This is a genomic window from Methylobacterium sp. J-090 (assembly GCF_022829345.1).
Taxonomy (GTDB): Bacteria; Pseudomonadota; Alphaproteobacteria; order Rhizobiales; family Beijerinckiaceae; genus Methylobacterium.
Window position 1 is genome coordinate 36,293 of sequence record NZ_JAKSXV010000063.1, and the last position, 11,891, is coordinate 48,183.

An 11,891-nucleotide genomic window follows, 5' to 3' on the forward strand; every position below is an offset into this window, starting at 1 on the left:
ACGTCCGCGGGATTAGCGGACCGGGACAGGGCTCGTTCGTTCGCTATTTGTTCCCAATAGTCTTAACGAATGGTTATCGTCAAGAACGGGACCGACGCTGGAGAACGTCGATCGGAAGCAGCGGCCCGCGCCTCATGCGGTGGGCGAAGCGTCCCGCACGGGGGGCGGCACGGCATGGCCCCGGGCCAGGAGGTCGGCTCGGCCGGCGGCCAGCAGGGCGTCGGAGGCGGTCTCGATCCGGGCCTGGACGGTGTCGAGGAAGCGCGCCCGGTCGAGGCCGGGCGGAATGGGAGCCAGGAACTCGATCACCGTGATGCCGGGCCGGCGCACGAGGCTGCGGCGGGGCCAGTACAGGCCGGTGTCGAGGGCGACGGGCAGGCAGGGTACACCGAGGGTGGCATAGAGATGCGTGATCCCGAGCTTGTAGGCGGGCGGCGCGCCGGGCGGGCGGCGGGTGCCCTCGGGGAAGATGATGAGTTGGCGGCGCGCGCCGATCACGTCGGCGGCGGCCTCGTTCATCGCCGCCATGGCGCGCGAGCCCTTGGAACGGTCGATGGCCACCATCCCCGAGCGCGACAGGAACCATCCGACGAGGGGAATCCAGAGAAGCTCGCGCTTCAGAATGTAGGCGAAGTCCGGGAACACCGTGACGAGGGCGAGGGTCTCGAGGGCGGACTGGTGCTTGGCGGCCACCAGAACCGGACCTTCGGGGATGTTGGCGAGTCCCCGGAACTCCACGGTGACGCCGCCAACAACCCGCAGGAGCCACAGGGTGACGTTGCCCCAGCCTTGCGCGAGGCGGATGACCGCCCGGCGCGAGACGAGGGCCGGCAGCCCCAACACCGCGATGAGGGTGGTCGCAAGGTAGAAGGCGAGATTGAAGGCGATCGAACGGAGGATGACCATCGGGAACCAGACTGGAGGCGCCCGCGCCCGGCGCGGCCAGCGCTCCCTTTAGAGGGTTTTCGCGCACGTTGGACCTGTCGGGCGCCAAGAAAACGTCCGTCCCCAGGACAGGGCGGCGATTTCGTCGCCATGCCCCCCCGAGGCGCCCCCATCCGACGCGGCCCACCGACTTCGTTGACTTCTCCGGCGGAGGCTCCTTAACTCGACCCGCGACGACAACAAAACCGGAGGGATCATGGGGTCATTACGCGTCACGGGCCATGGCCTGGACCTCGGCGAAGCCCTGCGGGGCCGGGTCGAAGAGCGGATGGCGGCGACCCTCTCGAAATACCTCGACAGCCACATGAACGGGACCTGCTCGGGTCACGTCACTCTGCGGCGGGACGGGACGGCCTACCGGACGGATTGCGTCCTGCACCTCGTCTCGGGCCTGACCCTGGAAGCCTCCGGGGCCGCCCACGACGCCCATGCGAGCTTCGAGCAGACGGCCGACCGGCTGGAGAAGCGCCTGCGCCGCTACAAGCATCGGCTCAAGGACCACGGCGCCGCCGCCCACGAGGGCGCCACCGTGCAGGCGGCCTACGCCGTCTTCGCGGTCCCGAGCGAGACCGAGGCGACGGATGACGACGAGGATCTCGACGGCGGCGATCTCGATGACGGGGCGGATCACCCCCCCGTGGTGGCCGAGAGCACCAAGACCCTGAAGCGCCACTCGGTGAGCGAGGCCGTGACCGCCCTCGATCTGACGGGCGCGCCGGTGATCGTGTTCGTTCATGCTGGCACCGGACGCATCAACGTCGTATACCGCCGCAGTGACGGAGCGATCGGCTGGGTCGATCCGGCGGACGCCAACGCTTGAGCGCCCGACCGGAACTGACATCGGAACCCGGCGATTGATCCCTTAGGGCCGCGCGCGGCCCGACCTTTTACTCCGCGGTGGCCGATCCGGCCGCCGCCGAAGGGGCGGCGGTCCTTCATGCCAGTGATGGAATTCCTCAATCCGGATTCCGTGGTGCCATCCCTGCGCGCCCGCGCCAAGAAGCAGATCCTTCAGGAACTGAGCGCCCACGCCGTGCGCCACCTGCCGGCGCTCGACGAGCGCGAGGTGTTCGAGACCCTGTTGCAGCGCGAGCGTCTCGGCTCGACGGGCATCGGCGACGGCGTGGCGATCCCCCACGGCAAGCTGCCGGGCCTCGATCGGTTGTTCGGCCTCGTGGCCCGCCTGGAGCGGCCGGTGGACTTCGACTCCCTGGACGGCCAGCCCGTGGACATCGCCTTCCTGCTCCTCGCCCCCGAGGGCGCCGGCGCCGATCACCTCAAGGCGCTGGCCCAGGTGGCGCGACTCCTGCGCGAGCCCGGCATCCTGGAGCGCATTCGCGCCGCCCGCGACGCCAGCGCCCTCTACGCCCTCCTGACCCACACATCGGCCTCCCAGGCGGCGTGACGACGATGCCGCTCCGTCCACGCCTCCGGCCGGCCGTCGTCCTCGGCGGCCTCGCCCTCCTCTGCACCGTGAGCGCTCCAGCCGGCGCCGGCCCGACGGACACGGCCTGCGCGCGCGATGTCCTCGTGGCGAGTTCGATGCAGCGCCAGGCCATCGACCAGCTCGAACAGACGGGCAGCGACGAGGCCGAACTGTGCCGGATCTGGCGCCGCCACGTCGAGACCATGCGCCGCGTGGCGAGCGTCTACGGCCGCTGCCTGTCGGGGGCCGAGCGCAGCGAGCGCCTCGCCCAGGTGATGGGCTCCGAGAAGGAGTTTTCGGGCCTGATCAAGGGCCGCTGCAAAGGGCTCTGAGACCGGGTGCCGGCAGCCCTACTGCTGGCCGCGCAGGAGCAGGGGCTCGGCCACCATCTTGATGGGCTTGCCGCGGCCGATGAGGATCGCGGCGCGCGAACGCTCGGGGTCGTCCTCGAAGCGGGTGCGAAGCCAGGCGACCAGGAACTTGAGATATTCCGACGCCAGGAGCCGGGCCGCCGACGGATGCTGCCACCAGCGCCCGGCATCGAAGCCCTCGGCCACCACCGGATAGGGCACCACGCGCTCGATGCCCGGCAGGGCGTGGTCAAGCTCCACCAGGGTGCGGGGCATGTGGTAGTTCGAGGTCACCACCGCGACGGTGCTGAAGCGGTGCAGGCGCATCCAGCGCCGGGTCTCGATGGCGTTGCCGATGGTGTTGCGCGCGCGGTAGTCGAGATCGACGCAGCAATCGATCCAGTGGCGCTGGTTGGGGTTGAGGCGGGCGATCTCGTCGCGGCTGGTGCGCTCGTTGACCCCGGTGATGAGCAGGCGTCGGCCGTAGCCGTTGGCCAGGAGATCGATGGCGTCGCCGATGCGCTGGGCGCCGCCCGTAAGCGCCACGATGCCGTCGGCCCGACCGTCCGGGGGCCTCTCGTCGCGCTCGACGCAGGCGACGAAGGCGAGGAAGCCGCCGAACAGGGCCGCCCCGCCGAGACCGGCGAGCCCTAGGCCCGCCCGCAAGGTGCGGCCGAGGGACCGGACCGGCAGACGGAGGGACGGTGCCGAACGGAAGGTCGCGTCGGTCCAGGCCCAGCCGAAAGCCTCGGAGGGCCTCATGGTGTGGCTGCCTGACATCTGCGTCGTCATTCTCCGCAAGGATAGCCTGGATTGGGGCATCGACGAGGCAAGTATCTCGTCCCGGAAAGGTTCACGAAGGGTTAACGCGTTCCGGCCGTCCGCGGAGGAGCTCTTTCAACGGCGGGCGTTGGAGCGGATCGGCCCCCGAGCCCCGATCAGGCGAGGAAGCGCCGCACGGTCAGGCGGGAGACGATGCCGGTGACCACGGAGGCGATGACCCCGATGAGGAGCACGCTGGCATAGCCGCGCCAGCCGATGTGGAAGGCGCCGAACAGAGCCTCGATCTCCTCCCCCGCCGGCCCCGAGCGCCAGGCACCGGCGAGGAGGCCGGCGAGGGCGAAGGCGGCGAGCGCCGCCACGGACCCGATGATGCCGCCCCGCAGGCCGAGGCGGAAGAACCGGCGCTGGAACGCCCGGGCGATGAAGTCGTCGTCGGCGCCGACGAAGTGCAGCACCTCCACCACCTCGCGGTTGCCCGCCATGGCGCCCCGGGTGGCGAAGACCACGGCGAGGCCCGTGGCGACGAGGACGAGGGCGACGAGGCCGACGCCGACGCCCACGAAGGTGTTGGCCATGGTCGAGAGCCGGCGCAGCCACAGGGCGTGGTCGTCGAGGCTCGCGACACCGGGGAGCGCCTCCGCGAGGGACGCGCGCAGGGGTTTCAGGTCGGGCCGGGCGGAGTCCGCGAGCTTCAGGGTCACGAGGCGCGGCACCGGCAGGTCGGACAGGTCGAGGCCGCTGCCGAGCCAGGGCTCCAGCAGGCGTTCCGCCTCGGCCTTCGAGAACACCCGGGTGGAGGCGATGCCGGGGGTGGCCTTGGCGAGGGTTTCCGCCCGGGCGACGTCGGCGTCGAGGTCGCGTCCGGGACTCGGGCGGACTTGAATGGTGACCTCCTGGGCCACGGTGCCCTGCCACTGATCGGCGCTCGACGCGACGATCTCGGCCGCACCCGCGCACAGGGCGGCGAGGAAGGTGAGGATGGCGATGACGGCGGCGAGCGCCCGGCTCGCCGAGGAATCCGTCGGGACCAGGGGCGCGTTGCGCCGCAGGGTCGCGGGCAGCGGGCTTTGCGGCGGCGCGGCCACGCGCGGCGGGGAGACGGCTTGGCTCATGAATGCTCCGGGATCATGGGCGTTCCACGGCGAGACGGCCCTCGCCGAGCACCAGCCGGCGGGCATCGACGAGGTCCATCAGGGCGAAGTCGTGGGTGGCGATGAGCACGGAGGTGCCGAGGCGGTTGAGTTCGATGAACAGGCGCAGGAGGCGCCGACCGAGTCCCGGATCGACGTTGCCCGTGGGCTCGTCGGCGAGCAGCAGTTCCGGCCGGGCGATGAGGGCGCGGGCGATGGCCGCGCGCTGTTTCTCGCCGCCCGACAGGAGTGGCGGCAGCACGTGCATGCGCTCGCCGAGGCCCACCCAGCGCAGCAATTCGACGACCTCGGCCCGGTAGCTCGTCTCGGCCCGGCCCTGGACACGCAGGGGCAGAGCCACGTTCTCGTAGGTGGTCAGATGGTCGAGGAGGCGAAAATCCTGGAACACCACCCCCATGCGTCGGCGCAGGCCGGTCAGCTTCTCGCTGGAAATGCCGCTGACCTCCTCGCCGAACACCGACACGAGCCCCCGCGTCGGACGCACCGACAGGAGGATGAGGCGCAGGAGCGTGGTCTTGCCCGCCCCCGACGGCCCTGTGAGGAACTGGAACGAGCGCGGCGCGATCTGGAAGCTCACGTCGCTGAGCACCTCCGGGCCGAGGCCGTAGCGCATCCCGACATTCTCGAACTGGACCACCGGCTCCTCGGCGCCGGACAGCAGGCTTCCCGTGTTCACCCGATCCGCCACACTCCCCCCACTCAGTCTCGGCCCATCGATCCTGCCCCATCGGCCATGACCGCGGCGCCCGCTTCACGGATGATTAACCGCGTTCGCGCAGAACCGTGTGAGTCTTTTTGACCGAGCCGGCAACTGCCGATCGAGACCCCGGGGCGCCGATTCGCCATGCTGATCGTCTGCCCGTCCTGCGCAAGCGAATATGTGATCGACACCGATCGCGTCGGTGCGGAGGGGCGCTCCGTGCGCTGCGCGGCCTGCCGCGAGACCTGGTTCATCTCCCCCGACGACGTCGCCGCCGCCGTCGAGGCCGAGATGACGGCTGCCATGATGGAGGCAGTCCAGTCCGGTCCGGAGGACGCCAAGGCCCGGGCCGAGGCCCAGGCCTCCCTCGATGCCTGGGAGGCGGCACTGGCCGAGGCCATTCCGGTACCCGATGCCAAGCCGGAGGACACCCCTCTGCCGGAGCCCCGGTCGGGCCCGAGGCCCCCGGTGAAGGTTCCCAGGCGCGCCCGCCTCTCGCCCACCGCCGCCATCGGGCTGTCGATGGTGGCCGGGCTCGGCCTCGCCGTCTTCGGACGCACCACCGTGGTGCGGGCGATGCCGCAGAGTGCCGGGCTCTACGCCCGCATCGGGTTGCCGGTAAACCTGCGCGGCCTCGATCTGCGCGACGTCGTCGCCTTCCAGACGCAAGGGGACGGCGCCCAGCTCGTGGTCGAGGGCGACGTGGTTGGGGTCGCCCCCGAGGGCGCGCCGGTGCCGCCCATCGAGGTCGAGGTCCGCGATGGGCGCGACCAGCCCCTCTATCGCTGGAGCGTGGCCCCGCCCCGCCGCACCCTGGAGAACCGCGAGACCGCCCGCTTCCGCGCCAGCCTGTCGGCGCCGCCTGCGGAGGCGCGCTCGATCCGGGTGCGTTTCTCGCAACCCTCCTCGCAGGTGCCCTCGGCTCAGCGCCCGGACCCGACCGCCAAAACCGATGGCACCCGCGGCCACCCGTGATATGAAGCGCCCATGACGACTCCCTCCCGACGCGTTCGCGTCCTCTTCGACGAAGCCGCCATCGCCCGGCGCACCGAGGAACTCGCCGCCGCCATCGCGGCGGCCAAGCCCCAGAACCTGCTGGTGGTGGCGGTGCTCAAGGGCAGCTTCATGTTCGCCGCCGACCTCCTGCGCGCGCTGCACCGGACCGGGCTGGAGCCGCAGGCGGAGTTCGTCCACCTGTCGAGCTACCGCACGGCCACGGTCTCGTCGGGTCAGGTCGAGATCCTGCGCGACGTCGAGAGCGAGGTGCGCGGGCGCGACGTGCTGCTCATCGATGACATCCTCGAATCCGGCCGCACCATCGTGTTCGCCAAGGATCTGCTGATGGCGCGCGGTGCCAAGCGCGTGCTCACGGCCGTGCTCCTGGAAAAGCCCGGCAAGCGCGCCGTCACCATCGACGCCGACTTCGTCGGCTTCACCTGCCCCGACGTGTTCGTGGTCGGCTACGGCATGGATGTGGCTCATGCCTACCGGCAACTGCCCTTCGTCGGCCTCGTCGACTACGACAGCCCCGACCCGGACCTGTTCGGGGGCACCTGATTCAGGGGTGAATGAATCGGGCCCGGCGATCGCATCGTTCCGGCGAAGATTACGGTTCGATGCGAGAAAAAGTCCGCGCGGGTGCCCATATGGGGTCATATCCCTTGACAGCGCGGCGTCCCGCTTGCGTGACTGACATTCCTCCCATTCGAGAGAACCTGACGAGAGATGGCGCGCATCCTGCTCGTGGATGACGAAGAGACGGTTCGGGGCTTCCTCAAGCGGGGCCTGGAGATCGATGGCCATGCCGTGGTCACCGCCACGGACGGCAGCGATGGGCTCGATCGCCTGACGGAGGCCGACGGGGCCTTCGACCTGATGCTCACGGACATCCGCATGCCGCTGATGGACGGGATCGCCCTGGCGCTCGCGGCCAAGCGCGACTTTCCCAACCTAACGATCCTGCTGATGACGGGCTTTGCCGACCAACGCGAGCGGGCGCGGGGCCTCGATGCCATCGTCACCGATGTGTTGACGAAGCCGTTCTCCCTCGCCGACCTTCGCTCCACCGTGAACCGGGCCCTGGCCGCCTGAACGGCGCCCCTTCCCCAACAGTTGGGAAAGTCCGAGCGACGCGCGCGGCTGCGCGGGCGCGCGGGCTCCGTCCGGGTGAAGATTTCCTGTCCGCCGTGTCCGACACGGAACCCTGTCCGAACTTTCGGACAGCGGGCGGGCGATCCGGGCGGGATACCGCACTGCGGCGAACCACAAAAATCATTCAAGTCTTTGTTTCATCGATTTAATTTAAATGGACTAGACTTGGTCCGCTTCCTGCAAAATCATACTGACAAAGAGCGGGCGAACGCGTCAGATCCGCTCAAGAACCACCAGGGAGGATACTATGGAGCGTAGCCGCGATCTCGACCCCGTCGAGACGCAGGAATGGCTCGACTCACTCGATGGCGTCCTCGACGTCGACGGGCCGGAGCGGGCGCATTACCTGATCGAGCAAGTCATCGACGGAGCCCGCAAGAAGGGCGCTCCGGTTCCGTACTCGGCCAACACCGCCTATCTCAACACGATCCTGCCCCAGAACCAGGATCCGCATCCGGGCGACCGGGCCATCGAGCACCGCATCCGCTCGGCGATCCGCTGGAACGCCATCGCGATCATCCTGCGGGCCAACAAGGATTCCTCGGAACTCGGCGGTCACATCGCCAGCTTCCAGTCGGCGGCGACGCTCTACGACACCGGCTTCATGCATTTCTGGCGCGGGGCCAACGCCGATCACGGCGGCGACCTCATCTACGTGCAGGGCCATTCCTCGCCCGGCGTCTACGCCCGCGCCTTCCTCGAAGGCCGCCTCACGGAGGAGCAACTGCTCGGCTTCCGCCAGGAAGTCGGCGGCAAGGGCCTGTCGTCCTATCCGCATCCCTGGCTCATGCCGGATTTCTGGCAGTTCCCCACGGTCTCCATGGGCCTCGGGCCCCTGATGGCGATCTACCAGGCCCGCTTCCTGCGCTACCTGCACCACCGCGACCTCGCCAAGACGGACGGCCGCAAGGTCTGGGCCTTCATGGGCGACGGCGAGATGGACGAGCCCGAGAGCCTCGGCGCCATCGCCCTGGCGGCGCGTGAGAAACTCGACAATCTCGTCTTCGTCATCAACTGCAACCTCCAGCGCCTCGACGGGCCGGTGCGCGGCAACGGCAAGATCGTCCAGGAACTCGAGGCGGATTTCCGGGGCGCCGGCTGGAACGTCATCAAGGTGCTGTGGGGATCGGGCTGGGACGCCCTGATCCAGAAGGACACCACCGGCATGCTGGCGCGCCTCATGGAGGAGTGCGTCGACGGCCAGTACCAGGACTTCAAATCGAAGAGCGGCGCCTACGTGCGCGAGCACTTTTTCGGGAAGTATCCGGAGACGGCGGCCCTGGTGGCCGACTGGAGCGACGACGACATCTGGCGCCTGACCCGCGGCGGCCACGACCCGCGCAAGGTCTTCGCCGCCTACAGCGCGGCCTCCAAGCACAAGGGCCAGCCGACCCTCATCCTCGCCAAGACCGTCAAGGGCTACGGCATGGGTGAATCGGGCGAGGCCCAGAACATCACCCACCAGCAGAAGAAGATGGGCGAGGCGGTGCTGCGCCAGTTCCGCGACCGCTTCCAGATCGACCTCACGGACGACCAGCTGAAGGAGATCCCCTTCATCCGGTTCCCCGAGGGCAGCCCCGAGCACCGTTACCTGATGGCCCGGCGCGAGGCCCTCGGCGGCCCCCTCCCCCTGCGGCGGCAGAAGTCGCAGGCCCTGGAGATCCCGCCGCTCTCGGCGTTCTCGGCCCAGCTCAAGGAGACCGCGGGCCGCGAGATTTCCACGACCATGGCCTTCGTGCGCATCCTCAACACGCTCCTGCGCGACAAGAACATCGGCAAGCGCATCGTGCCGATCGTGCCCGACGAGAGTCGGACCTTCGGCATGGAGGGCATGTTCCGCCAGTTCGGCATCTTCTCACAGGTCGGCCAGCTCTACCGGCCGGAGGATGCCAACCAGCTCATGTACTACAAGGAGGACGAGAAGGGTCAGATGCTCCAGGAGGGCATCAACGAGCCGGGCGCGATGTCGTCCTGGATCGCGGCCGCGACCTCGTATTCCCACTCCGACGCGCCGACGATCCCGTTCTACATCTACTACTCGATGTTCGGCTTCCAGCGGGTCGGCGACCTCGCCTGGGCGGCGGGCGACATGCGGGCGCGCGGCTTCCTCGTCGGCGGCACCGCCGGACGCACGACGCTGAACGGCGAGGGCCTGCAGCACGAGGACGGCCACAGCCACCTCATCTCGTCCACTATCCCGAACTGCGTCTCGTACGATCCGACCTTCTCCTACGAAGTCGCGGTGATCGTGCAGGACGGCCTGCGCCGGATGTATGCCGAGCAGGAGGACGTGTTCTACTACATCACCGTGATGAACGAGAACTACGAGCACCCGGGCATGCCCAAGGGCGCGGAGGCCGGCATCATCAAGGGGATGTACCTCTTCAAGGAGGGGGCCAAGGAGACCTCCAAGGGGAAGCGGGTTCAGTTGCTGGGCTCGGGCACCATCCTGCGCGAGGTCATCGCCGCCGCCGCGCTACTGGAGCAGGATTTCGGGATCGCGTCCGACATCTGGAGCTGCCCGAGCTTCACGGAACTGCGCCGTGACGCCATGGCGGCCGAGCGCTGGAATCTCCTGCATCCCCTCGAAGGCAAGCGCCTGTCGCATGTCGAGACGTGTCTGACCGGCCGCACCGGCCCGGTGGTGGCGGCGACGGACTACATGCGCCTGTTCGCCGACCAGATCCGCACCTGGGTGCCCGGACGCTACCGCGTCCTGGGGACGGACGGCTTCGGCCGCTCGGATTACCGGGCGCGCCTGCGCGACTTCTTCGAGGTCAACCGGCACTGGGTCGTGGTCGCCGCCCTGCACAGCCTGGCCGAGGACGGCGTGATCCCGGCCCAGACCGTGGCGGACGCCATCGCCAAGTACGGCATCGATACGGACCGGCCGGCACCCTGGACCGTCTGATCCGCCCCCCGTCGGCCCCCCATCCCGGCGGCCGACGCCTTCGAATTCCCGACCGTTTCATCGAGCAGACCGCACGAGGGGCCCGAGAGAGGCTCCGACTCACCAGGGAGAATGCGCAGTGGGTATCGAGATCCAGATTCCGGATATCGGCGACTTCAAGGACATTCCGATCATCGAGATCCACGTCAAGGAGGGCGACACGATCGGGCCCGACGATCCGCTGGTCTCGCTGGAATCCGACAAGGCGACCATGGACGTGCCCTCGCCGAGCGCCGGCGTGGTCGAGAAGATCCTGGTCAAGCTCGGCGACAAGGTCAGTGAAGGCTCGCCGCTCCTCGTGTTCAAGGGCGAGGGTGCCAAGGGCGACACGGCCGCCGCCGAGAAGGCTGCCGACGCCCCGGCCGGCGCCGACGGCGCCGCTCTGCTGACCCAGCAGGAGCCGGCCCCGAAGTCCAGCCCGGCCCAGGGCGCCGCTCCGAGCCCCGCGCCCGCTGCGCCGGCCGGCAACATCCCCGATTTCTCGCAGGTCCATGCGAGCCCCGGTGTGCGCCGCCTGGCGCGCGAACTCGGGATCGACCTCACCGCCATCAAGGGCACCGGCGAGAAGGGCCGCGTGACGAAGGAGGACGTGAAGGGCCACCTCACACGCTCCGCGGCCCCGGCGCCCGGCGCCTCCGGCACGGCCGCGTTCGCGGGAAGCGGCATGGGCATCCCCGAGATCCCGGCCGTCGATTTCTCGAAGTTCGGCCCCACCGAGACCCGGCCGCTGTCGCGGATCAAGAAGATCTCCGGCGCGCACCTGCACCGGTCCTGGCTCAACGTGCCCCTCGTCACCCACCAGGACGAGTCCGACATCACCGAGACCGACGCCTACCGCAAGGAACTCGACAACCAGGGCAAGGAGCTCAAGGACAAGGGCTACCGCGTCACCCTGCTGGCCTTCCTGATCAAGGCCGCGGTCTCGGCCCTGCGCAAGCACCCCGAGTTCAACGCCTCCCTCAACCCCGAGAAGGACGCGCTGATCCTCAAGCAATACTACAATATCGGCGTGGCGGTGGACACACCGGACGGCCTCGTGGTTCCGGTGATCAAGGACGCCGACCGCAAGGGCATCATCGAGATCAGCCGCGACCTCGGTGCGATCTCGGCCAAAGCCCGCGACGGCAAGCTGAGCGCGGCCGACATGCAGGGCGCGACCTTCTCGATCTCCAGCCTCGGCGGCATCGGCGGCACCTCCTTCACGCCGCTGGTCAATGCCCCCGAGGTCGCGATCCTCGGCGTCGCGCGCTCGAAGATGAGTCCGGTCTGGAACGGCACGGAATTCAAGCCGCGCCTGATCGTGCCGCTCTCGCTCTCCTACGACCACCGCGTCATCGACGGTGCGCTCGCCGCGCGCTTCGCCCGCCACCTCGCACACGTCCTCGAGGACGTCCGTCGCCTCGTCGTCTGACGAAGTCCGGAAGCGCGCGAACGC

General features: G+C 69.2%; 12 protein-coding genes. 8 read left to right on the forward strand and 4 right to left on the reverse strand.

What is annotated here, in order from left to right; translation table 11 throughout:
• Nucleotides 1–132: 132 nt before the first annotated feature.
• On the reverse strand, nt 133–906 hold the full coding sequence (locus MKK49_RS09300; RefSeq protein WP_244027899.1) for a lysophospholipid acyltransferase family protein: 774 nt from the start codon (nt 904–906) through the stop codon (nt 133–135).
• A gap of 235 nt (nt 907–1,141) precedes the next feature.
• Here MKK49_RS09300 and hpf point away from each other — a divergent pair, with 235 nt between their 5' ends.
• The 3 genes from hpf (at nt 1,142) to MKK49_RS09315 (ending at nt 2,703) form a co-directional block, all read left to right on the forward strand.
• Nucleotides 1,142–1,765, forward strand: a complete 624-nt coding sequence (gene hpf / locus MKK49_RS09305) for a ribosome hibernation-promoting factor, HPF/YfiA family (RefSeq protein WP_244027900.1) — start codon at nt 1,142–1,144, stop codon at nt 1,763–1,765.
• Between the two features lie 117 nt (nt 1,766–1,882).
• A complete protein-coding gene (gene ptsN / locus MKK49_RS09310; RefSeq protein WP_244027901.1) occupies nt 1,883–2,350 on the forward strand; it encodes a PTS IIA-like nitrogen regulatory protein PtsN in 468 nt (155 codons plus the stop codon).
• Between the two features lie 5 nt (nt 2,351–2,355).
• A complete protein-coding gene (locus MKK49_RS09315; protein ID WP_244027902.1) occupies nt 2,356–2,703 on the forward strand; it encodes a hypothetical protein in 348 nt (115 codons plus the stop codon).
• Nucleotides 2,704–2,721: 18 nt separating this feature from the next.
• Here MKK49_RS09315 and MKK49_RS09320 read toward each other — a convergent pair whose 3' ends face one another.
• The 3 genes from MKK49_RS09320 to ftsE all read right to left on the reverse strand — a co-directional run bounded on the left by MKK49_RS09320 (nt 2,722) and on the right by ftsE (nt 5,331).
• Nucleotides 2,722–3,501 carry a YdcF family protein gene (locus MKK49_RS09320; RefSeq protein WP_409565046.1) on the reverse strand — a complete coding sequence of 260 codons (780 nt, stop codon included), beginning with the start codon at nt 3,499–3,501 and terminating at the stop codon, nt 2,722–2,724.
• A gap of 158 nt (nt 3,502–3,659) precedes the next feature.
• Nucleotides 3,660–4,616, reverse strand: a complete 957-nt coding sequence (locus MKK49_RS09325; RefSeq protein WP_244027903.1) for a cell division protein FtsX — start codon at nt 4,614–4,616, stop codon at nt 3,660–3,662.
• A gap of 13 nt (nt 4,617–4,629) precedes the next feature.
• On the reverse strand, nt 4,630–5,331 hold the full coding sequence (gene ftsE / locus MKK49_RS09330) for a cell division ATP-binding protein FtsE (RefSeq protein WP_147709011.1): 702 nt from the start codon (nt 5,329–5,331) through the stop codon (nt 4,630–4,632).
• A 168-nt stretch (nt 5,332–5,499) separates the two neighbouring features.
• On the opposite strand from ftsE, the gene MKK49_RS09335 reads away from it, so the two are divergent.
• The 5 genes from MKK49_RS09335 to aceF all read left to right on the forward strand — a co-directional run bounded on the left by MKK49_RS09335 (nt 5,500) and on the right by aceF (nt 11,867).
• Nucleotides 5,500–6,330, forward strand: coding sequence for a zinc-ribbon domain-containing protein (locus MKK49_RS09335; RefSeq protein WP_244027904.1), 831 nt, complete (start codon nt 5,500–5,502; stop codon nt 6,328–6,330).
• A gap of 12 nt (nt 6,331–6,342) precedes the next feature.
• Nucleotides 6,343–6,912, forward strand: coding sequence for a hypoxanthine phosphoribosyltransferase (gene hpt / locus MKK49_RS09340; RefSeq protein WP_244027906.1), 570 nt, complete (start codon nt 6,343–6,345; stop codon nt 6,910–6,912).
• Between the two features lie 168 nt (nt 6,913–7,080).
• Complete coding sequence (locus tag MKK49_RS09345) at nt 7,081–7,446, forward strand: response regulator (RefSeq protein ID WP_055946868.1); 366 nt, start codon at nt 7,081–7,083, stop codon at nt 7,444–7,446.
• 307 nt (nt 7,447–7,753) lie between these two features.
• Complete coding sequence (gene aceE, locus MKK49_RS09350; RefSeq protein ID WP_244027908.1) at nt 7,754–10,417, forward strand: pyruvate dehydrogenase (acetyl-transferring), homodimeric type; 2,664 nt, start codon at nt 7,754–7,756, stop codon at nt 10,415–10,417.
• Entirely contained in the window at nt 10,386–11,867 is a 1,482-nt protein-coding gene (gene aceF / locus MKK49_RS09355) for a dihydrolipoyllysine-residue acetyltransferase (protein ID WP_313899154.1), read from the forward strand. The genes aceE and aceF overlap by 32 nt, the downstream gene beginning before the upstream one ends.
• The last annotated feature ends 24 nt before the right edge of the window (nt 11,868–11,891 follow it).